This window comes from Roseovarius sp. AK1035 (assembly GCF_003288315.1).
In the GTDB taxonomy this organism is placed as follows: domain Bacteria; phylum Pseudomonadota; class Alphaproteobacteria; order Rhodobacterales; family Rhodobacteraceae; genus Roseovarius; species Roseovarius mucosus_A.
Genome location: NZ_CP030099.1, coordinates 3,417,050 through 3,439,348 on the forward strand (window position 1 = coordinate 3,417,050; position 22,299 = coordinate 3,439,348).

Here is a 22,299-nt window from a genome sequence, read left to right on the forward strand (position 1 = left end):
ACAGAACTGGACGTTTGCGCATATATCTCGGACCCCCCGACATTCATCGGCTTTTCTACCAGACGTAACGTGGTCTCACGGCCAATCGTCGTTTTCGAAACGAATTGCTCTACTGCACGGAGAGAGTGAAATGCTACGCGCCCCCGAGGCATTGCGCGCTGATGCGATGATGCACGATGCTTCTGAATTTTCTGGTCTGCCCAGCAAGAGGGGGCGGCCCAACCAATCAGTCTCTAACACCGGTCCGCGCCAGCACGCCCTTCGCCGCCACAAACGCCACGCCCTGCGCGGCGCAGCTGTGATGCTGAGCTGTCTGCTGTGCCTCTTGCTGATCGTCGGCTTTGCCGAAGGCCACGATCGCAACACCGCGCCGAGGTTGCACGCGTGCAGTGCCGAGCATGTGCTCGCGTGCCGCTGAAGTAAGAAGGCCACCCACCCATGAAAAAACTAACGTGGCTTTTCCTTGGAAAAATTGCTGCCGATCCTTCGACCGAGGCTACGCCCACCGGGGCGCAGGTCTTCGAGCTGTCGAGGGGGGATTTATTCGAACCTGTTGACTACCTCAGGGTCGCTTTGGACGGGGCGTACAGCAAAGAAGGAAGTACCCTGAACTTAAGCTACCTTTATGTCGAGGGCGGCTTGGCGAGTGCATCCATTGGACAGGTTTATACCTCGTCGTTCCAAGTAACATTCATGGATGGAGATGTTCAGCGTGTCCCGGCCGGGGCGGTCGTGCAGATGTCGAACGGCGATCTCTTTTTCAGCGTTTCGGCGGAGGATTTGGGGGCGGTCGCACTCTTTTCGGAAAATGATGGCACCGAACGGGATGTCGCGACGCTACGTGTTTCGGGCCAAGTCAGAAGCGAGGACATCGATTTATCGGCACAGAGCTTTCCACAGAGCTTTGGAGTGATGTCACTGGGTGGTGATGTTTCGAACATCGATATTCTGTTGAGTGCTGGGGATGGGCTGATTACCGGCACGCTCGGCAATGATCTGATCAATCAGGATTACGTTGGGGACCCTAACGGCGACCGAATTGATAATCTGGACGCTGCGGGAACGAATGGCGAGCTCGTCAATAGCAACGCGGATTTCGTCAATGCGTCTGGCGGTAATGACACGGTTCTGGCCGGGTTCGGGAATGACACAATTCTCGGGGGCGATGGGAATGACAGCCTCGATGGTGGAACCGGAGCTGACCTGATTTTCGGCGGGATGGGGAATGACACCCTAGACGGGGGTACGGGCACCGACGCCAGTGATACCGCCTTAGGACCCATTTATCAGGAGATTTCGACAGCCGGTGCGCAGGCCGTTGCCGGCGCTAACGGACGTGGGGCTTTCACCGTCACGACAACGTCCAATGAAACCGTCGCATTCGGGTCTACGGCTGATTTGTCCGGCTTTTTCATGGGGGATATAGCACTTCCCAACCCAGCTGTTGAAAGCGAGACGCATACGCACCGATACACCGAAGGTCTGTCTCCGACCCAGATTCCCGGTGTGCGGATTCTCATGAGCCGTCTAGAGAGTTTGGAGGTCGTCACCCTGAGCCTCGACGGAACTGCGCTCAATCTGAATGCCGCCATCGCGTCGGGAAATGTATCATTCGAAGGCAACGGTGCCTTCACCATCGACTCGGCCGGCAGGCTGACCGGATTGTTGGCCGACCCGGTGGACAGTGAACAGGCATTCCTCGAGCTGACGATCAGAATTCCGCATTCGCGCCTTGATGTTTTCATCTCTACGGCGACGTTTGGATCGATCGATGGGGCAATCTATGAGCTCTTTGTCGATACCAACCCCCTCGTTCCCAATATTACCACCTCTGCGAATGACACCTTGTTTGGTGATGCCGGTGACGATCTGTTGCTGGGGCGGGACGGTGATGATCTTATTGCTGGAGGCACGGGGAATGATCGTTTCGTGCCGGGAACTGGGCACGACACGATTTCGGACTTTGGAAGTGACGACACGAATGCTGTCCGGGACGGTGATCAGTCGAACAACGACTTTGTGAATCTGTCGGGTTTTTACAATCAGGCCAATTACGACGCCGCCGTCCTGACGGGTGATATCGATCCCGCGGTCATCCGCAATCCGCTGGAATGGCTGCGTGCCGATTACGATGATGACGGGATCCTTAATGAGCGCGCGGCGGGATGGACAGCTGGCAACAGCCTGACCCTAACCAACAGGGGCGCCACGGTCGATCCACAAACGCTGAACTTTGATACAACGAATGTCATTTGCTTTTGCCGGGGAACGCGCATCACAGGCGCCAATGGCGAGATAGCAGTCGAGGATCTGAACGTTGGAGATCGCGTGATCACACGTGATCACGGCTATCAGAAAATCCGCTGGATCGGGCGCACAACGGTCAAGGCACATGTCGAGATCGCGCCGATCCGGATACGCAAGGGCGTTCTGCAGAACGTTCGTGATCTGCGCATTTCACCCAATCATCGCGTTCTCCTGAAGGGACCGATGTTGGAGCTGTTGCTGGGGCATACGGAAGTGCTGGTTCCGGCCAAATACCTCGTCGACGGAGAAACGATCCTGCGCGAGTTGCCGGGTGATGTGGAATACTTCCACATTCTCTTTGACTGCCACGAGCTCGTTCTTTCCGAGCAGTGTTGGACCGAGAGCTTTCATCCTGGCTGTGTCGGCTGGTCAACTCTCTGCGAAGAGGTGCGGGCAGAGATACTCCATCTCTTTCCCTGCCTCGATGCCCTCACCGGTAATTCAGACATGATCACCGCGCGTTACGTGGTGAACCGCAAGGAGGCGGCCGTGTCGTTACAGGCGATGCGCAACGGCGGCAATCGAACCAATAAGCGGACGCTATGTTGATGCAAAGAGAAAACAAGACCTGTTTGAGGGGGGAGGTGCCGGATGCGCAGAACACCGTGAAGAGCTGCGAGGCCGGGTTCGAACCACGTGAGAAACTGCGTGCTGCGCCATGTGAAGACAGCAGGGATATGGGCGATTTGCACGAAGTGACCACGGTTAACGCCGTGATCCTGATTGCTGTCAGCAGCGTGATTGGATTTGGCCTGGCGGTTGTTTCTGCAATTCTCGGCAGCAGTCTCCTGATGAGTTTCTTTGTATATCTTGTTGTTTCTATTTTGCTTTTCACGGCATTACTTGGCCTTGCTTACTTTGCCGCGCGGCCAATGGGCAGCTTAAGCATCGCAGAGAATGCGCTGGACCTCGTGGAATGTGAAACAACGGAAACTGTGCGCGTTCTGTCCGCACGCAATAGATGGGTCCGGATATGGTGGTTGATCATCATCTGCGCGTTTATTCTCTCGATAAGGTTAACCGATGAGGTGACCATTCAAATTGCGGTGTGCGCGGTCGGTGTTTTGGTATGGGTGTGGTTGCTGAAGAACAGATCGTCGATGAAATCTCAGCGGATCGTCGCAACTTGCAAGGGTGCCAGCAGCGGCAAATGACCGTGTTGAAAACGTTCGACAAAATAGAAGCAGATATTGTCACTGTAACACGTCGCGAAAAAAGCGATCGTCTCTCAGCACGGGTAAGGCTGAGATTCCGACTCAGCGATCAGCAGGACGAAGACGTTGGCGAAATGTTTGTCAGCATTGAGTTGATCGAAAAGGAGAGCTATCGCTGGCGCCGAACCAAGCGCCAAATTATTGACACTGCGTGGGAATGGCTGGACGGTTACTTTGATGGGGCCAGTCTCGGATTTGAGGGTGAAAACCTTTTCTCAGATATTCTTGATGGCAAGCATAGGTTGTCTTACTGTGGCCTCACCCAAGAAGAAGAGCACAGTCTGCAACAGGAACTACTGAAAATTGAACGTGAAGTCGCGGTGTAAAACGGGAAGTTGTTTAGTTTCAGAGGCAGAACACTTAGTTCTTCGAGTATGAGTTACCGCCAACGATGCGGCAACTTGGGGCCGACCGCCGTTGTGGCGAGCGGCAACTGAGGTGCCCCTAGATTTCTAGACGCTTTGCTTGGTAATTTTGGAACCAAGGAGAAGCGCGGATGTCATCGCAGAAACGGTTTACGGACGAGTTCAAAAGGGACGCTGTGGCGCAGGTTGTTGATCGCGGCTATGCGGTCAGCGAAGTGGCTGAGCGACTGGGGGTCAGCACGAAGTCGCTCTACACATGGAAGGCTCAGTTTGCGAGGCCTGCCAAGGGTCGAGAGGCGGAGTCAGATCTGGCCGTCGAGCTCCGTCGGGTGAAGAAGGAACTGGCCCGCGTGACCGAGGAGCGCGATATATTAAAAAACCGTTCCGGGCCGCAGCCCGCCTGTGCGCGGTAGTAACAGCCTGTGCTATGCTGTGCCCGAAGGGCAGTTGCCGATGGCTTATTGGAGGGTCAGACCCCGTTAAAAAACGTGGCACATGGGTCGATGCGCACTTGAGAGTGGTGACGCCGCCATCGCGGCGATCCCGGTTAGGAAGATGACGAACTTGCATGGCCCCCGCTCTTCGACTTGAACGGAGGAGATGCCATGACGAAGCGTAAGACCGGCGGCCACCCGGATTTGAACGTGGTCAACCCCAATGCGGCTGCGATCGACATTGGCTCGACCATGCATATGGCTGCTGTGAACCCTGACACCGCCGCTATGCCGGTGCGAGCTTTCGGGACGTTCACTCAAGACCTGCACGATCTAGCCGACTGGCTCCAGTCGTGCGGTGTCACCAGCGTGGCCATGGAGTCGACCGGCGTTTACTGGATACCGGCCTTCGAGATCCTGGAGGCGCATGGGTTCGAGGTTATCCTTGTGAATGCCCGCTACGCCAAGAATGTGCCAGGCCGCAAAACCGATGTCAGCGATGCGGGGTGGCTGCGTCAGTTACATTCTTATGGGTTGCTCCGCGGCAGTTTCCGCCCTGAGGCGGAGATAGCCACCCTGCGCGCCTACATGCGCCAGCGCGAACGGCTCACCGAATATGCCGCCGCTCACATCCAACACATGCAGAAGGCGCTGATGGAGATGAACCTGCAACTCCATCATGTCGTCTCCGACATCACCGGCGCAACGGGCATGCGGATTATCCGCGCCATTGTCGATGGCGAGCGCGATCCTGAAGTTCTCGCCGCATTCCGGGATATCCGCTGCCATTCATCGCTGGACACGATCAAAGGCGCGCTGGTCGGCAACGACCGCGAGGAACATGTCTTTGCCCTGACACAGTCGCTGGAACTTTACGATTTCTATCAAGAGCAGATCGAGGCGTGCGACCGCAGGCTGGAGGCCGCGGTTGGGGCGCTGACGGCCCGTGCAGACGGAGAACTGGCCCCACTGCCCAAGGCGCGGATCAAGGGGAGGCAGCACAATGCGCCGTCCTTCGATGTGCGGGCTGCGCTCTACGGGGTGTTAGGCACAGACCTGACTCAGATCCATGGCCTTGGGCCATCGCTGGCGCTGAAGCTGGTGGCCGAATGCGGCACGGACCTGCGCGCCTGGAAGAGTGCCAAGCACTTCACGTCTTGGCTCTGCCTCGCCCCGGGCAACAAGATCTCTGGTGGCAAGCTGCTGTCCTCGCGGACACGCCGGTCCTCCAGCCGCGCTGCGGCCTTGCTCAGATTGGCCGCGACGACGATCGGCCGGAGCGACACGGCCTTGGGTGCGTTCTATCGGCGGCTGTCCTCGCGCATCGGCAAGCAGAAGGCTGTTACGGCGACAGCGCGAAAGATCGCGGTGCTGTTTTACAATGCCGTGCGGCATGGCATGTCATATAAAGATCAGGGCGCGGCGGCTTATGAAGAGCGGCATCGGAAACGTCTGCTGTCAAACCTTCAACGGCGCGCCAAGACCCTCGGGTTTGTATTGGCGCCTATTCACGAGACCGCGGCTGTTTCTTAGGAAGGCCGCCACATACTTCGCGCGAGAGTCCCGTTGAAGTATGGTTTCATCCGGGCTCATCGATCCGAGTTTTCGGTTCGGTCAATGTGCCGTGTGCTTATGGTCCACGTCAGCGGATTTTATGCATGGCTTAAAGAACCGTTAAGCCAGCGTGCGCAGGACGATGAACGGCAGACAGAGTTGATCCGACAGGCTTGGTGCGAGAGCGGCAAGATCTATGGCTACCGCAAGCTGGCCGATGATCTGCGCGATCTCGGCGAGCAGGTTTCTGAGAACAGGGTCGCCCGGCTGGCCAGCCTTGCGGGCATCTTGGCCCAGATTGGCTACAAGCGCCGCCCGGGACGATATGGCGGGAAGCCTGCTGTCGTCGCGTTCAACACTCTGGATCGGCAGTTCGAAGTAAATGCGCCCGACAAGGTCTGGGTCACGGACATCACCTACATCAAGACCCACGAGGGCTGGCTGTATCTGTCTGTCGTTATCGACCTCTTCTCACGGCGTGTGGTAGGCTGGTCCGCGCAACCCCGCATGACGACCGACCTGGCGCTGCAGGCCTTGCTTGCAGCGGTCTGGCGACGCAAACCCAAGACGAAGGTGATGATTCATTCAGATCAGGGGTCGCAGTTCACCAGCCGTGAGTGGCAAGTATTTCTCAGCCAGCACAACCTGCAAGCCAGTATGAGCCGGCGTGGGAATTGCCACGATAACGCTGTCGCCGAAAGCTTCTTCCAACTCTTGAAGCGGGAACGGATCCGTCGCCGCACCTACCCGACACGCGAAGCTGCAAGGCAGGACGTTTTCGACTACATCGAGATGTTCTACAACCCAAAGCGCAAGCACACGAACAACGGCATGCTGTCACCCGTTGACTTCGAAACCAGACAGCAGAAACTAAACGAAGCAGGTGTCTAGGAAACTAGGGGCACCTCATTCCTCGCCTGGGCCCGATCGGCAATGAGCGGCGCGAACTTCACCACCCAGCGGTTCAGCGTGGCGTGGTCAACCGTAACGCCGCGCTCCGCCAGGATCTCCTTGAGGTCTCGGTAGGACACTGCGTAGTGGACATAGAAAAACACCGCATGCAGGATCGCCGACTTAGGATAATGTACGCCTAGGAATCGATCGGGCCACAAGCTCCCTTCCAACCATCTGACAACGCTGACAGATCAACCATCGTCATGGAACCGGTAAGTTTGCGACAGAACTCTTCAAAGGAACTGGAAATCTTCTACGGCAAGTTGCGCCGCCGTGATGCCTTCAACCAAAATTGTGTTGCCATTCACCGTCATTTGCGCCCCGCCCTCGACATCGACGATGTTCATCGCCGCGACGAACCCCGCCAGACCATTGCCGCCATTGGTGATATTGGTCTCGCCGGTATCCGGGTCCACGCGGCGGATGAAGAAACTGTCCAACCCATCTTCGAAATCGGTGACGACATCCGCCTCGCCGTCGAAGAAGGACGAAAAGACGAATTGATCGGCGCCGGTTCCGCCGGTGATCGTGTCATTTCCAGCGCCCGCATTGATCGTGTCATTGCCTGCGCCGCCGTCGACCACATCGTTACGGCCGCCACCAGCGAGGAAGTCGTTGCCGTCACCGCCCGAGATGCTGTCGTCTCCTTCACCGCCGCCAACGCTATCATTGCCTGCACCGGCATCAATCGTATCGCGCCCGGTGCCGCCGCCGATATCATCCGCGCCGCCATTGCCAAAGATCAGATCGTTGCCAAAGCTGCCCGACATGCTGTCGTTGCCTTCGCCGCCTTCGAGCGTGTCATCGCCAGCGCCGCCAGCAACTACATCGTTACCAGCGCCGCCGGACATGAAATCATCGCCAAAACCACCGCCCATGACGTCATTTCCAACACCGCCAATCAGCGTGTCATTGTCCACGCCACCGCCAACACTGTCATCGCCAGCGCCCGCATCCACGAAATCGTTGCCTTCTGAAGCCGAGACATTGTCATTACCGCCGCCTGCCTCGATGCTGTCATTACCATCGCCGCCAGCGATCGTGTCGTTTCCTCCGCCACCAATAAGTGTATCGTTTCCGCCCAATCCCTCCAAAAGGCTACCCAACGGTCCTCCGACGATCAACTCGCCAGCACTTGTTCCCGGTCTTGGGGCAACCAATGACCCTTGGGACAAGAGTGTTTCGTTTGCCCCATTGCCATCTGAATAGTTGACCCGGACAGTGATCTCTGAACCTATGTCTGGCGGTAAAAGCGTGTAACTGATATCGTTTGCCGCAGCGATGGCAAGGCCGTTGCGAAACCACTGATAGCTAAAGGCCCCTAAGCCATCCGCGTCCGCAACCGCCGATGTGTCAGCCGTAAGCGTGCTACCCTCAACCGCAGAGCCGCTCAATGTAACTGCCCCGGTTGGTAAAGAATTTGAGAAATCGTTATCCAGGATTGTGCCTGTCGCGTTGAAGCCTGGCCCGCTGAACACTTGGTTTGTGGCCGGGGCAAAATTCATCTGGAACTCTTCAACAGCGTCTTCTTGAACGAGGTCTCCGAAGATAGGCACGAACACCGCACCAGTTGTCTGACCCGCTGCAAAGGTGAGTATCCCAGTCCTCGACGCGAAATCCGAACCTGCGGCAGCGCTTTGGCTGATCGTGGTGTAATCTACTTCAATGGCACTGTCAGAAGAACGCGATAGCCTCGGTTGAAACACCGCTTGGGCTGTCCCTGAATCTCCTTCTATTACCCTCGTATCATGCACATAGAGCGCCCGATCCTCTGGTGCTCCATCATCGTCAAGTATCCAGCCCACAGCGGCCAGTTCCGAAACTCCCCCCGCAAGCACCGCACCCGATGGATCTGACAAGATCAACTCAAGGGCTTCATCGATCTCGTCGATTGTATCACCAGTCGTGTTTACGTTGATCCACTTTGTCGTTTCGCCTGCTGCAAAGGTCAGTGTTCCAGCGACACCGGTAAAATCCGTGGATGTAGACGCCGTGCCCTGCACCGTTCGATAGTCTACGGTCACGGTCCCGGTCGAGGGCTGCGAAAGGGTCACGGCAAAACGCAAGACCCCACTACCAAAGAACGTTCGCTCCTCAATCGCAGCATCCGCAATCGAGATCGTGCGCAGACCTGCATCGTCGTCAAGGATCGTCGCCGACCCGACTGCGCCACTCGAGCCGGAAAAGACACTCGCGCCCGGCGCAACAGCGATTAAATCGAAGGTCTCGGCCGGTTCAGCAACGGCATCAGCTGTCGTCGCCACCGTCGTCGCGGTAAGCGTCTGCCCCGGCGCAAAGGTAAAATTACCATTGGCCGCAGTAAAATCCTCCCCCGATTGAGCGGTGCCCCCCGACGTCGCATAGGCCACCGTCACCTCGTCATCGGCCGGACGCGACAGACGGGCGATGAATTGTGCCTCCTGCCCTTCAGTCAGAATCGGATCGGAAATCTGCATCGCACGATCATCCGCCGTGCCGTCGTCGTCGAGGATCCAGCCGGTGGCCCGCACCTGATCCACACCGCCTGCCAACACAGCACCCGTCGCGTCGAAGAGCTCGACTTCGAGGAACTCGTCTACTTCATCAATATCGTCGCTTGCGGTGCTGATGTTGATCCACTTTGTCGTTTCGCCCGCTGCAAAAGTCAGTGTGCCGCTTGCGCCAGTGAAATCCAAAAACTCTGACGCCGTGCCCTGCACCGTTCGATAGTCTACGGTCACGGTCCCGGTCGAGGGCTGCGAAAGGGTCACGGCAAAACGCAAGACCCCGCTACCAAAGAACGTTCGCTCCTCAATCGCAGCATCCGCAATCGAGATCGTGCGCGGACCTGCATCGTCGTCAAGGATCGTCGCCGACCCGACTGCGCCACTCGAGCCGGAAAAGACACTCGCGCCCGGCGCAACAGCGATTAAATCGAAGGTCTCGGCCGGTTCAGCAACGGCATCAGCTGTCGTCGCCACCGTCGTCGCGGTAAGCGTCTGCCCCGGCGCAAAGGTAAAATTACCATTGGCCGCAGTAAAATCCTCCCCCGATTGAGCGGTGCCCCCCGACGTCGCATAGGCCACCGTCACCTCGTCATCGGCCGGACGCGACAGACGGGCGATGAATTGTGCCTCCTGCCCTTCAGTCAGAATCGGATCGGAAATCTGCATCGCACGATCATCCGCCGTGCCGTCGTCGTCGAGGATCCAGCCGGTGGCCCGGACCTGATCCACACCGCCTGCCAACACAGCGCCAGTTGCGTCGAAGAGCTCGATTTCGAGGAACTCGTCTACTTCATCAATATCGTCGCTTGCGGTGCTGATATTGATCCACTTTGTCGTTTCGCCTGCTGCAAAAGTCAGTGTGCCGGTTGCGCCAGTGAAATCCAAAAACTCTGACGCCGTGCCCTGCACCGTTCGATAGTCTACGGTCACGGTCCCGGTCGAGGGCTGCGAAAGGGTCACGGCAAATCGCAAGACCCCGCTGCCGAAGAACGTTCGCTCATCAATCGCAGCATCCGCAATCGAGATCGTGCGCGGGCCTGCATCGTCGTCAAGGATCGTCGCCGACCCGACTGCGCCACTTGATCCGGAAAAGACACTCGCAGATGGCGTTACGCTTACACCGAAAGTCTCCGCCAACTCTACGGCGTTATCGCCAGTTACATCCACATTCACGATGGTGCTTGTCTGGCCAGGCAGAAAAGTCGCTATGCCCGACGCAGCGGTGAAGTCCGACCCGGCTGTAGCCGTCCCGCTGACGGTAGCCCAGCCCATATTCGTCGACACGCCGAACGCTTCCGAGACTGATAGGGTGAAGCGCGCTGTGGTGGTGCCATTGTCACCTTCTTCGATTACGGGATCCGAAACGGCTAACGCGCGATCATCAAGCGTGCCATCGTTGTCCTCAATCCAGCCAATAGCGCGCACGACATCCACGTCATTTGCGAAGGTGCCACCACCAGTCGGATCGAACAGTTCAACCTCGAGAAACTCATCCACCTCGTCAAGGCTGTCGCTTGCGGTTTGAATGGTGATCGTTTTTACGGTTTCGCCAGCGGCGAAGACAAGAGTTCCGCTCTCCCCTGTAAAATCCAGAAACTCGGAAGCCGTCCCTTGACGCGTGCGGTAATCAACTGTCACTGTGCCTGCCGAAGGCGCATCCAGCGTTACGATGAATTCGAGAACTCCACTCCCAAAGGCTACCCGTTCCTCGACCGATGCCGAGCTAATGTTAATCAACATAGAATACCCCCATATTCTAAAACGTGATTATCAACATGGACCAATCATCAATGTCTTTTGCGATCCGAACCTAGAAAATTTAAATTCAAAAGAATGATAACAGGATGAAACAAAATCGAGCAAACGAAACCTTGTTAACTATTTCAGATGCTTACATAACATCCTTGCAACTCTGGGTAGAGAGGGGATCAATCAAATTGTCCGAGAAAAACTGCATTGATGCCTTTGCCTGAGCAACGCCTGTTCTGTCCGAAAGTGTCAAATCAACGAAGGATGATGGCATCGAACAAAACGTAAAACGGCGGATAGCGGCTCGCGCGAAATTTGTTACAAACGCCTGCTAGGGGATAATCACCACAATTTCGCCCCGCATCGCAGACCCCGCATAAGAGACGTCGTTAAACACCTGGCTTAAATCATTGTCCGAACGTCAGGCAGGCGGTGCAAATAGCGCGGTTACCGATCACAAGATCAACAGGCTGGACGAATTGCTCCCCTGGAACTGGGTGCCGCCGGTATCCGTGACGCAAAGTCAAGCCGCGTAGGCCGCGGTATCCATGAGGCGGTTACGACCCTCCCGCCTGCGCACACAAATAATCTCGGAGGCAGTTCACCCAGCGGACGAGTTCGCTGCGCTCCCGATTTGGTTTTGCAGCCATCGTGTCAATCCGCTCTCCAAGTGTTCTATCCAGAATTGAGCACCTACCCGCGCACGCTGCCTGGGGTTTGGGCGAGGTACCAGCGATAGGCATCCTCGATCCCCTCGCGCAGGCTGATGCGCGCGCGCCAGCCCATGGTGGCCAAACGGCTGACATCCATCAGCTTGCGCATCGTGCCGTCGGGTTTGCTGGGGTCGGTTGTTATTTTGCCTTGGAATCCAGTCACTTCAGCCACCATCTGCGCCAACTCCAGGATCGAGATATCGGTGCCAGAGCCCACGTTGATATGGCTTAGCATGTCTTGGGTATTGGCCGCATAGACATCCCGTGGCAGGTCGAGCACGAAGAGGCTGGCCTCGGCCATGTCGTCGACATGCAGGAATTCGCGGCGCGGTGTGCCGGAGCCCCAGATCGTCACCTCGTCGCGCCCCTCTTGCGCGGCCTCATGAAAGCGGCGGATAAGTGCCGGTAAAACATGGGAATTTTCCGGGTGAAAGTTGTCGCCGGGGCCGTAGAGATTGGTGGGCATGACCGAGCGGTAATCGGTGCCGTGCTGGCGATTGTAGCTTTCGCAGAGCTTGATGCCCGCGATCTTGGCGACGGCATAGGGCTCGTTGGTGGGTTCGAGCACGCCGGTCAAAAGCGCGTCCTCGCGCATGGGCTGGGGCACGGCGCGGGGGTAGATGCAGCTTGACCCCAATTGCAAAAGCCGCCGCACGCCCGCGTCAAAGGCCTGATGGATCACGTTGCACTCAATCATCAGGTTTTCATAAATGAAATCAGCCGGATAGGTGTTGTTGGCATGGATGCCACCCACCTTGGCAGCGGCAAGGATCACCACATCTGGCCGCTCGGATTGCATGAAATCGCGCACGGCGGCCTGACTGGTCAGGTCCAATTCCGCATGGGTGCGGGTGATCAGCGTCAGGTCCTCGCCCGCGCCCCTGCGCGCCTCAAGCCGCCGCAAAATAGCCGCCCCAACCATCCCCCGATGGCCTGCAATGTGGATCCGGGTCATTGAGTAGCTCCTGTAAGGTTTGTAAGGTTCGTAACCTTATTTTGTAAGGTCAGGCCTATCGTTCTCATGTGTCATGGGAACCTGAGTTGAAGACGTCAGATGCCGCGCCGTGCAAGGGCTTCATCCAATTGGCCCGCGAGCCAATTTGCGTCTTCTTCCGGTGCCAGCCATGCCTCGAAGAACCCGAACCACGAATCCGGCGTCATACGTTCACCAACAAAGTTGATTGGCACATACCCCAGCCCGTCAAAATACGCCGCCATCTCTTCTAGAGTAAAGCCGTGCACTTTGGGTGCGTGCACAGAATTTTCAAACGCAACCACCGGACGTTTAGTACGCAGGGTTTTTCTGGCCCCGCGTAGCGCGATCAAATCTGCCCCCTCCAAATCGAGCTTCAAGAACGGTATGGGAAGAGGCTCATCGGCAAGCAGCGCGTCAATCGTCGTCGCGGGGACTTCAAAACTTTCGCGATACACCATATCCGGGTTATCGCCCCATATAGTCTGACGCTCGCTGTTTGTCGCAACGATCGAAGACCGACCTACATGCGTTGTCGACGACTTCCAAGGAATAGATGCCCGCGCCGGATCGTCTTGCAGAGCCTTTTGATGGAAGGAAACGCGGTCGAGGTCATTGGGGCGTTGTGTTTCAAGAATTGTGTTGAATGCTTGAGCCATGAACGGATCAGCCTCAACCGCATATACGCGTTTGCACCCCGACAAATCCAACATTCGAATGGTGTGGTAGCCTTTGTGCGCGCCCCCATCGAACAAAGTATACTCTTTGAGATCTTGGCACCGAGCCGTATAGATTTCCTTCAGGATCGCTTCAACATTCATCAGATTTGGTAAGGCATATTCGCGGAATAGGGTAAGTCGCTTGATCATGATACTATCGCTCCTTGTGCACCCAACTTTCCCTTCAAATAGCAGGCGTCAAGAAAGGAGCTGATGTAGGCTGGCGCGACGGCAACAAGGTCTGTTTGAACCATGCCCAAGGACTTGCGGCAATAAGAAAACTGAGAAGCATAGTTACGCCAGACCTGCTTGCGCCGTCCAAAAAAGATCTCTCGTCCGACAGAGTTCTTACCCTTTCGTGTAACGGTGAAAGCTTCTTTCACTTCTGGCTTCATGTCGCCAAAAAAGAGGTACTGGGTGTCGAACAATACAAAGCCGCGCTCGATCAAAAGTTCCAAAAGCTCTGGCTGACCACCATATTCAATCCACATCCAGTGGACGTCCCCAAGCATATCGCCAAGTCCCTTAAGAGCGTCAAGTTCACCGCCTTGAAGGTCAAGCTTGATGAATTGTGCCCCGGAACATCCATTTTCGCGTAAACTGTCATCCATTCGGACAACCTGAACCTCGTACTGATCACCCTTATCAAAGCTGGCAGCTTCATCGACCAGCTTGCCTACAAAACTTGTTCCCGGAACAAGGTAAGGATTGGTTTCAGATTGCCGCTGGGTCGTTGCCGCAACATGAAATCTTGCTGTTGCACGGCGCGCTCCGAGAGCTGCATCTACTATTGTCAACCGAGGGTCGGAAAACTTGAACTCGGCAATGTTGTTGGGGTTTGGCTCAAAAGCCAGCACCTTCACGTCGTCTTGCGGTAAATTCTTGAAAATCTTCTCTGCCGTCTCGCCCAATCCTGCGCCACCATCCACACAAATCTTGAGGTCCGGATTCAGAGTGCGATACGGACCCAGAATATCAGAGAAACAATTGATATCTAGGTTGCCGAGTAGAGCACTTACATGCATGGGAGTCTCCGGAGTTTGTTCTGATTTAACGAAGGCCGCAAAATTATGAATAATGGCCCAGTCTTACAGGAAGATTGAAGCGTTGTTCGTTGTCCCGACAGATAGCCGGAAAATTCGGTATCTCATTGTAGAGTTGATAGAAAGACGTAATCAGCTCTCTCAATGGTAACTCGTCTTCCCAAATAGAATATTTAGGCTGTCTCCAATCGAGGCCTAATGACTTTGGGATGCTGTCCGGTATCATTGCCCGCGTGTTGCCAAGAAATTCTCTTTCTGGCAACAGATCAAGAGCTTGCGGCGCTTGTAGCCCAAGGAGTTTAAGTACCCGCTCTAAAACACGCCACAACACCCGGTTTGTGGGATGATTGAATGTGAACAGCGGCGGAGATTTTGACATTTCATCCAAGATGATTTCCATAACTGGAATGTCGACTGCCCTGTCACGACCCAAAGACTCTTTCAATGAGATATCGTAGTATTTCAATTCCAACGGATCTTCCGACTTCATGCGACCAAGGCACACTTCGGACGACTCTCGGTTGAGAAAACAATCTATAATCCGTGTATCATGGTAATCGCTTAGCGGACCTTTCATCGTGCCACCTTCGGGCAATCTGAGGTATGATAGCTGCGGGAATAATCCACCGAAGAAAATCGAAGGAAATGAAACAAAGGTCTTAGAGGGGAATTTCGACTTCAATTCCGCAGTGGATAATTCTTTGAAAGACGGGCCCAAAGGTTGGTGAATAACGATGTCAGACTTCTGAATATTTTGAATAACTTCTAGGCGATTTTTGTCAGTTATTTGATGCACCAGTGGTGACCTGATTACGTTTAGATCAGGACAAAACTGAGATATCAGGGCCGCCATTGGACCAGCCTGACAGTTCGCTAAGATGGTAAGCAAAGCCATTAACCTTCCAAACTCACCGGCAACTCCATGCCGTGCACTTTCAGCAAAGCGTGCCGCTGTGCTGTCTTCAAGTCTTCGGCCACCATCTCGGCGCACATTTCTTGCACGGTGATTTCGGGCACCCAGCCGAGTTTTTCCTTGGCCTTGGTGGGGTCGCCCAGCAGGGTCTCGACCTCGGCGGGGCGGAAGTAGCGGGGGTCGATGCGCATGATCACCTGCCCCGGTGCGATGGCGGGGGCCTTATCGCCGGTCACGGCCGTCACGGTGGCAATCTCCTCCACGCCGGTGCCGGTGAATTCGAGCGTGATGCCCAGCTCTTGCGCCGACCATGTGATGAACTCGCGCACGGAATATTGCACGCCCGTGGCGATCACGAAATCATCCGCCACCTCTTGTTGCAGCATCATCCACTGCATGCGGACGTAATCCTTGGCATGGCCCCAATCGCGCAAGCTGTCGATATTGCCCATATAGAGGCAATCCTCTAGCCCCTGCGCGATATTGGCCAGCCCGCGCGTGATCTTGCGGGTGACAAAGGTCTCGCCGCGCCGGGGGCTCTCGTGGTTGAAGAGGATGCCGTTGCAGGCATAGATGCCATACGCCTCGCGGTAATTGACCGTGATCCAATAGGCATACATCTTGGCCACCGCATAGGGGCTGCGCGGGTGAAAGGGTGTTGTCTCGCGCTGTGGGATTTCCTGCACAAGGCCATACAGCTCTGATGTGGAGGCCTGATAGAAGCGGGTTTTATTCTCGAGCCCCAGAAAGCGGATCGCCTCGAGCAGGCGCAGGGTGCCGATGGCATCGACGTCGGCGGTATATTCGGGGGCCTCAAAGCTGACGGCGACATGGGATTGCGCGCCAAGGTTATAGACCTCGTCGGGCTGCACCTCGCTGAGGATGCGGGTGAGGTTCGAGCTATCGGTCAGATCGCCGTAATGCAGCTTGAAATTCTGCCGCCCGCCGTGGGGGTCCTGGTAGATGTGATCCACCCGCTGGGTGTTGAAGAGCGAGGCGCGGCGCTTGATCCCATGCACCTCATAGCCCTTTTCGAGCAGGAATTCCGCAAGGTAAGAGCCATCCTGCCCCGTAACCCCCGTGATGAGCGCTTTCTTCATTCCGTCAACTCTCCGTTCTTGATTGGCCCTGCCCCAAGGCTGTCTCGGGCATTGCAGCACATGGGCCAAACCATCGCAAGCACCCCGGTCATACGCGCGTTTTCTTGCGCGCGAAGGCGATGCAGTTCTCAAGATGCGCGCTCAACTGCCGGTCAGGGAAGGCAGGATCAAGCGTGCGCGCGACCGTCTCTTTGACTGCCGCATCCCTGTCGATCCGGTGCAGGGCGTCTGCGGGCGCACACAAAAGCTCTGCCGCGAGGGCAATCGGATGCATGTGCTGAACTACGCGCCGCGCGACAACAGAATCTGCCGATTTCGCCGCCTGGCTTAAGATAAGCCACATTTGCTCACGTAGGCGATGAATGTTGTGGCGCTCAAAAGCAGTGGCACGAGCTTTTGTCGCCAAATCGGCGCGCCACTCTGGGTCAGCCCGTAATGCCAAAAGTGCCGCCTCAACTGCCGCATCGGAATCCTCAGTAACAACAACGGCCCCATCTACTCCTGCGAGATAGTCAACTGTGGCAAATCCTTTGGGCCCGTGCGCCAACAGAACCGAGCCCGACGCCAAACATTCCGGCATCTTATTGGCCATGCTGAATTTGACATAATCGGCTGTGGCCGGATCAAAATTATAGGCGATCAAGGTAACGTCTGCCTGCATAAGCCAACCTTTGTAGCCCTCAGCAGACAGAACGTTATTGGTAAATCGGGTATGCTTAAACTTGCCAAAATCATTCAGGTTTCGATTATAGTACGCTGCACGTGTATTGACTTCAAAACGCAGGTCATACCCCTTCTTACCGAGTGACTCGATCACGCGTGCAACACGCAAAACGCTCGCTCGCGTCATGTTCGGCTCTAATCCACCAGCATAGCGCACGACCATGGTTCCCGGAGTGTGTTTTTTTGGCGTTTGCCAATCTTCGGGAGCTACACCATTTGCCAAAGACCGGAATGGCAGCCTATATCGCCGGAACATCTCTTCGGACATCGCATTGCAGATCGACAGTCGCATCGAGGAATGGCTTAACAATGTCTCGAAGTCGGCATGGATACGATTATACTGGGCTGGGTCACTGATCTTAATGTGATGCGGCCAGTCGTCCATGATCCAAGTGACAAGCGGCTTTTGGAGACGTTCTATGAGCGGCATCGCAAAATCATGAAGGACTCGAGTGTCGGGTACTGGTCGATAAAGTACAACTTCAGGCGCAAATGCGTCTACGAACGCAGCTGCTTCTTTGGGTTTAACTTCAAAGGGAATTGAATCGGGTCCCAGTCTTTGCCGTGTCAAAACCAAGTCTTCAGAATTTCTGCAGGACACCTGCAAAATCTGTTCTGATGGCCAATCTCTTAAAAGGTTGTGCTTAAGTTCACCTGTTGCAGAGCCGTTACCAATCGGGGTTAAATCAAGGAGCAGCAGTCGCGGATAATCTCTAAGTTCCAGAGGTCGCTTTGGTGGAAAGAGATCAGCAAAATTGCGCCGTTCAAAAACTTCGAGCTGTCCGCCAACAGTGGCATTATAGATCCGCTGGTTGGTCTGATCGACAACTTTGCGTGCTTCTTTATAGGCTTCGACCATCTTACTGACCTGAGGGTCGTGCCAACGGAAACCTTTTCCAAAATAATCTGGGTGAAAATGATTCACGTCATCGGATTTCATATCGATCACCCCGACAGAGTAGGATGATGCTTGTTGCGCATCCTCGGGAATAGCATAGCTCGCATCGACACCAATCATGTAAATCTCTTCAAAGCCCATGTAGTATGCCAATTGAAGCATCGAGAAGGTTACAGTCGCGCCTGTGTAAGTAATTTCGTCGGCTTGCGTAGAGAAATCAAATCCGTGGGGATAGCTTTTACGGGGCCTATGATTGTAGAAAATCGTATCCTCGGATTCGGGAAACATGTATCCAAGGTACGCTGGGAACAGCTTGGTTGGCCCTTTGAAAGCCTTAATCCATTTGGCCCGATCCTCCGCCACCAAATGGTCTTCAACCACATAGAAAGTAGGCGTCCAATCAAGATCCTTTGCCTTAAGGAAAAAACCATTTACCGCAAAGGTCACCTCATCCTTGAGCAAGCTCAGATCTGTCTCGTTCAAGCTGGGACCATTGCCGATAATGAAACAACGCTTGGTGCCACGGTATTTTTCACGCAAGGCGCGCAGACGCGGCGAATAGACCTCTTTCAGACCTTTCTCATATATATGCTTCACGCGTTTTAGGCCCTTGATCTGGGCCTCGACAGCAATTTTTTCTGTCGGTAGGTAAATTGGTGCGCGCGTCGGAAGCTTTGAGATTAGCTCTTTTAGCTCTTTTTTTAACCCATCCATTTCGGCCTTTGTCAGGTTCTTTCGTGGTGCTGGGAGTGAAAGGTCTGCTCTTTTCACAACGCTTTTAACGAGAGCTTTCCATGAATGCTTACCGAGGTAGTCACTACGAACCTTGGCAACTCCGGGCAGGAATTCATCATAGCGCTTAGCCACCTCTCGCACTGCGGAAGCCAATGCCGCCGGATCTGGATCGGCGCAAAGGCCGATATGCCCTGCTTTGACAATATCGGAAAGCCATGTGTTCTTGAGCACTACCACAGGCTTGCCCAGAAGAAAGGCATCAACCAGAATTCCAGAGGTTCGCCGCCGAAAGGCCTCGGACAGGTAGGGGATGACCACGATATCCGCCGTGCGGATCATGTCGATGAACTCACCATCAGACATGTCATCCCCAAGAATGTCGACCTTTGTCCCTACCTCGGCGGTCATTGACTGCAAGGCGTCTTCAAGATCTTTTCCGGACACACGATCTATGCGTGCGCGCAACCGGAGCCTAAGGTCTGGGTCGTTCGCCAACAACGCGCAAGCGCCTGTGGAAAGAGCAAACCCTTTTTCCTTGCGTGTTCCGCCGGGGAATACAGCCCGAAGCGGTTTGCCCGGCTTGGACAGGGGCAATTCATCCAGCGTCACGACAGTCTTGTCGTCGAACGTGGTGCTGGGATGGGGCAAAACCGGAAGAGAAACCGACCAATCCGTGCTGAATTCATCAGCGATCTGCTCGGTAGAATGCATAAGGAAGACTTGGTTCGACCGCTCCAAACGCTTGGCGACGCGATACCACTGCGATTTGTAGATCGGGTCGTTCTGATCAAAATTGTACGACCAGAATAAGTTGATCACCGCCCGGAACCTGGGTCTCCTCATTAGGAGATGCTCGACTGTCTCTGCAACTTCTATACTGCCGATATACATGAACACACAGATCGCGTCTGCCGGATAGCGCAAATCAAGCGTAGAAAAGGCTTCGTCAAGCTCCTTTGCAAATTGCATCATGTCGCGGCGACGCGTCTGTGGCCAGTCCTTACCCACTGTCCAGCTATGAACCGAAAAGACCGGCAAAACGAGTTCGGCATTGTCCGGGAAGAACTTGGGATCAAGCTCTTTGCGGCAGATCAGCGCGAAATCGGTATTCAGATCATGACAGCCCTCTGCGACGCGCTTGTCATAGGCCAGAAAATGACCCCAGTCATCCTTGGCATCCGGGTCGATCATCGCGAAAACCGCGACTTTCGATCCGGCGGCCATGCTATCGGGATTAGGGGCTTCGCGCATGCGCAGGGCTGGAATCATCGAAGGTGTCGCGGTCTCGATCACCTTTCCCGCAGCTTCGAGAGCGGTCAGCACCTCTTCTACGTCGCGGCAATGATCGGTGTAGTAATCGTTGTAATCAATCGCAAAAAACGCCGGATGCGCCGCCTGAATCTCGGACATCTTGTCGTTGAACTGCGCCTTTTTGTCATGCGACCAGAAGAAACTGTCATCCGTAAGATTACGCCCGTCGCAGCCAACGATCTCGATCTTGCGCGCGATACTGGCCGCGATCGGCAAGAGCGCCAGTGTCAGGACGTTTGGATAGGATTTGAGATAGAATGTCTCTGCGAGATTGCTGGGCGGCGCGCCCTCTTTGTCGAAGGGCACGCCAATGATACGAGACCGCAGGTCAACGGGCAGGAACGTGTCATAAATCGCGAAATCCCGCATCGGGCAAACGAACCATGCGCCCGTTTCTCGCAACGCCTGAATGAGCTCGTCGCGAAAGGCCCCCGCATAACCAGAACAGCCCGCATGATAGAGCGGATCGGCGGCAGTTATGATCCGTGGGCGTGTTGCGGCGATGATATCGCGGTTCTTGACGATGGAGTTGGAGATAACGCAGATACCATCGCTAAAGTCGTGCCCCTCAACAAAATCACTAAGCGTCGGGCCGCTGCCGAAAACATAGGCTTTCTCGTGCTGCCCGATGTCAGCCACCATCGCGCGCATGCGCGCATGGTTCACCTCGAGCAGTGCGGCGCGGTCGGCGTAGCGGTTGAGACCGGCCCAAAGGTAAAAGGAGCCCTCCATCCGTGTCCGCAAAGGATCGACCCGGTAAAGCCCCTGTTTTGCGCCCAAGGCCTTGATGGCCGCCTTGACCGGCGCAGGCGCATTATTCTCTGCCGTTTCATCCCAAATCAACAAGAGGTCCCGCGCAAGATCGACCTCGGATATCGCAGCGGCAAAATCCTCGTGATCCAGCAGCTTTATCTTGGCCTTCACCGCCGCGAGATCACCCGCCACCAGCGGATCAAGCTGCGGTGCCAATTTTGCCGCGTCGACCAATGCGCGGCGGCTTGTGAAATGGATGCTGTCAATCTTGCTCAGATAGGGTTTGAAATACCACGCCAAGCGACACACGACATTGTCAATGTCTTCCAGATTGAGCAGGGCTGGATAGATGAAAACTTTGGACATTGGATCTCACGTTGCGTTTGCTTTGGCAATTTGCAGTCATAGCAAAAGGCGGGTGGTCTCAAAAAAAGCCGCTTAATCGCTCGATGGCGGTGTGGCTGGCGCGGATAACGGCATCGACGGTGTTCGAGCCATTGTGCGACCCAAAGATACAGCGTTCCATGCTGCGCAGAGGGCTATCCATTGGCAGCGGCTCGATTTCGAACACGTCTAGGGCTGCGGAATGCACATGGCCCGATTGTAGCGCCGCGATCAGCGCCGCCTCGTCGATCAGCGGGCCGCGCGCGACGTTGACAATGCGTACCCCCGGCATGCAGCGCGCCAGAACATCGGCGTTGAGCATATGGAAATTGTGCTTGTTCAACGCGCAGGTGAACACAAGAAAGTCGCACTCCTCGACCCGTTCGGGCCAGGCCGCGCGCGTCAGCCCATCAAGTCCGGCATCTCCGGTAACGCCGGGATCATAGGCAATCGCCTTGAGCCCAAGCGCCTGAAGCCGCGTGACTGTGTTGCGCCCGATGTCCCCCAATCCGATCACGCCGACCGTGCGACCCGCAAGGCTGATGCCCGCAGGTTTGGGCCACCCGCCCGCACGCACGCCCCGGTCGATCAAGAAAAGCTGACGGGCAAGCCCAATCACAAGGCCCGTGGCAACATCGGCCACCTCTGCCCCAAACATTTGCGGCGTGTTGATGATGGGAATGCCCAAATCCTTGCAGGCATCGAAATCGACGTTATCGACACCGATGCCCCATTTCACCGCCGCCCGCAGCCGCCCCGCCCGGCCTGCCGAGAACACCTGCCGCGTGGCGGGATCATCGCCGATGATCCAGCCATCATAGCCCGGCAAAAGGTCCATCAGCTCTGCCTCGGTCATCACTTGCGTCACCTTGGCCGGATGCAGGCGCAGGCCCTTTTCGGCAGCAGGTTCCATGAACAGGTCGATTTGGCCCAGCATCGGAGGGCAGGTTACAAGCACGTCTTTCATTGGG

Annotated in this window: 13 protein-coding genes and 3 pseudogenes; 7 read left to right on the forward strand and 9 right to left on the reverse strand. The window is 55.6% G+C overall.

What is annotated here, in order from left to right; translation table 11 throughout:
- Positions 1 to 130 precede the first annotated feature (130 nt).
- The 7 genes and pseudogenes from RAK1035_RS16305 to RAK1035_RS16335 form a co-directional block, all read left to right on the forward strand.
- Positions 131 to 418 (forward strand): hypothetical protein, encoded by a 288-nt coding sequence (locus RAK1035_RS16305; RefSeq protein ID WP_037298829.1) that lies wholly within the window; start codon positions 131 to 133, stop codon positions 416 to 418.
- 20 nt (positions 419 to 438) lie between these two features.
- A complete protein-coding gene (locus RAK1035_RS20675; protein ID WP_083803358.1) occupies positions 439 to 2,856 on the forward strand; it encodes a Hint domain-containing protein in 2,418 nt (805 codons plus the stop codon).
- Positions 2,850 to 3,461: a hypothetical protein gene (locus tag RAK1035_RS16315; protein ID WP_008283051.1), complete on the forward strand. Its 612-nt coding sequence runs from the start codon at positions 2,850 to 2,852 to the stop codon at positions 3,459 to 3,461. Before RAK1035_RS20675 ends, RAK1035_RS16315 begins: the two co-directional genes overlap by 7 nt.
- Positions 3,458 to 3,847 (forward strand): hypothetical protein, encoded by a 390-nt coding sequence (locus tag RAK1035_RS16320; RefSeq protein WP_008283052.1) that lies wholly within the window; start codon positions 3,458 to 3,460, stop codon positions 3,845 to 3,847. Before RAK1035_RS16315 ends, RAK1035_RS16320 begins: the two co-directional genes overlap by 4 nt.
- A gap of 170 nt (positions 3,848 to 4,017) precedes the next feature.
- A pseudogene (locus RAK1035_RS16325) lies at positions 4,018 to 4,263 on the forward strand (transposase); the annotation flags it as partial.
- A 228-nt stretch (positions 4,264 to 4,491) separates the two neighbouring features.
- Positions 4,492 to 5,853 (forward strand): IS110 family transposase, encoded by a 1,362-nt coding sequence (locus tag RAK1035_RS16330; RefSeq protein ID WP_008283054.1) that lies wholly within the window; start codon positions 4,492 to 4,494, stop codon positions 5,851 to 5,853.
- Between the two features lie 3 nt (positions 5,854 to 5,856).
- A pseudogene (locus RAK1035_RS16335) lies at positions 5,857 to 6,765 on the forward strand (IS3 family transposase); the annotation flags it as partial.
- Positions 6,766 to 6,785: 20 nt separating this feature from the next.
- Here RAK1035_RS16335 and RAK1035_RS16340 read toward each other — a convergent pair.
- From RAK1035_RS16340 to RAK1035_RS16380, 9 genes and pseudogenes are all read right to left on the reverse strand, one after another.
- A pseudogene (locus RAK1035_RS16340) lies at positions 6,786 to 6,986 on the reverse strand (IS6 family transposase); the annotation flags it as partial.
- 75 nt (positions 6,987 to 7,061) lie between these two features.
- Entirely contained in the window at positions 7,062 to 11,054 is a 3,993-nt protein-coding gene (locus tag RAK1035_RS16345; protein ID WP_008283057.1) for a Calx-beta domain-containing protein, read from the reverse strand.
- Positions 11,055 to 11,756: 702 nt separating this feature from the next.
- Positions 11,757 to 12,731, reverse strand: coding sequence for a GDP-L-fucose synthase (gene fcl, locus RAK1035_RS16350; protein WP_037298837.1), 975 nt, complete (start codon positions 12,729 to 12,731; stop codon positions 11,757 to 11,759).
- A 95-nt stretch (positions 12,732 to 12,826) separates the two neighbouring features.
- On the reverse strand, positions 12,827 to 13,618 hold the full coding sequence (locus tag RAK1035_RS16355; RefSeq protein WP_008283059.1) for an FkbM family methyltransferase: 792 nt from the start codon (positions 13,616 to 13,618) through the stop codon (positions 12,827 to 12,829).
- Entirely contained in the window at positions 13,615 to 14,493 is an 879-nt protein-coding gene (locus RAK1035_RS16360; RefSeq protein WP_008283060.1) for an FkbM family methyltransferase, read from the reverse strand. The genes RAK1035_RS16355 and RAK1035_RS16360 overlap by 4 nt, the downstream gene beginning before the upstream one ends.
- A gap of 43 nt (positions 14,494 to 14,536) precedes the next feature.
- On the reverse strand, positions 14,537 to 15,406 hold the full coding sequence (locus RAK1035_RS16365) for a WcbI family polysaccharide biosynthesis putative acetyltransferase (RefSeq protein WP_008283061.1): 870 nt from the start codon (positions 15,404 to 15,406) through the stop codon (positions 14,537 to 14,539).
- Positions 15,406 to 16,524 carry a GDP-mannose 4,6-dehydratase gene (gene gmd / locus RAK1035_RS16370; RefSeq protein ID WP_008283062.1) on the reverse strand — a complete coding sequence of 373 codons (1,119 nt, stop codon included), beginning with the start codon at positions 16,522 to 16,524 and terminating at the stop codon, positions 15,406 to 15,408. Before gmd ends, RAK1035_RS16365 begins: the two co-directional genes overlap by 1 nt.
- A gap of 88 nt (positions 16,525 to 16,612) precedes the next feature.
- Positions 16,613 to 21,310, reverse strand: coding sequence for a 6-hydroxymethylpterin diphosphokinase MptE-like protein (locus RAK1035_RS16375; protein WP_008283063.1), 4,698 nt, complete (start codon positions 21,308 to 21,310; stop codon positions 16,613 to 16,615).
- A 58-nt stretch (positions 21,311 to 21,368) separates the two neighbouring features.
- Complete coding sequence (locus RAK1035_RS16380; protein WP_112303106.1) at positions 21,369 to 22,295, reverse strand: phosphoglycerate dehydrogenase; 927 nt, start codon at positions 22,293 to 22,295, stop codon at positions 21,369 to 21,371.
- Positions 22,296 to 22,299: the final 4 nt, after the last annotated feature.

Excerpts from the sequence above, each read along its gene's own strand:
- RAK1035_RS16365 (WP_008283061.1), bottom strand. The coding sequence starts at position 15,406 with ATGGCTTTGCTTACCATCTTAGCGAACTGTCAGGCTGGTCCAATGGCG.
- RAK1035_RS16380 (WP_112303106.1), bottom strand. The coding sequence starts at position 22,295 with ATGAAAGACGTGCTTGTAACCTGCCCTCCGATGCTGGGCCAAATCGAC.
- RAK1035_RS16315 (WP_008283051.1), top strand. The coding sequence starts at position 2,850 with ATGTTGATGCAAAGAGAAAACAAGACCTGTTTGAGGGGGGAGGTGCCG.
- RAK1035_RS16320 (WP_008283052.1), top strand. The coding sequence starts at position 3,458 with ATGACCGTGTTGAAAACGTTCGACAAAATAGAAGCAGATATTGTCACT.
- RAK1035_RS16375 (WP_008283063.1), bottom strand. The coding sequence starts at position 21,310 with ATGTCCAAAGTTTTCATCTATCCAGCCCTGCTCAATCTGGAAGACATT.
- RAK1035_RS16330 (WP_008283054.1), top strand. The coding sequence starts at position 4,492 with ATGACGAAGCGTAAGACCGGCGGCCACCCGGATTTGAACGTGGTCAAC.
- gmd (WP_008283062.1), bottom strand. The coding sequence starts at position 16,524 with ATGAAGAAAGCGCTCATCACGGGGGTTACGGGGCAGGATGGCTCTTAC.
- RAK1035_RS16355 (WP_008283059.1), bottom strand. The coding sequence starts at position 13,618 with ATGATCAAGCGACTTACCCTATTCCGCGAATATGCCTTACCAAATCTG.
- RAK1035_RS16305 (WP_037298829.1), top strand. The coding sequence starts at position 131 with ATGCTACGCGCCCCCGAGGCATTGCGCGCTGATGCGATGATGCACGAT.
- RAK1035_RS20675 (WP_083803358.1), top strand. The coding sequence starts at position 439 with ATGAAAAAACTAACGTGGCTTTTCCTTGGAAAAATTGCTGCCGATCCT.
- fcl (WP_037298837.1), bottom strand. The coding sequence starts at position 12,731 with ATGACCCGGATCCACATTGCAGGCCATCGGGGGATGGTTGGGGCGGCT.
- RAK1035_RS16345 (WP_008283057.1), bottom strand. The coding sequence starts at position 11,054 with ATGTTGATTAACATTAGCTCGGCATCGGTCGAGGAACGGGTAGCCTTT.
- RAK1035_RS16360 (WP_008283060.1), bottom strand. The coding sequence starts at position 14,493 with ATGCATGTAAGTGCTCTACTCGGCAACCTAGATATCAATTGTTTCTCT.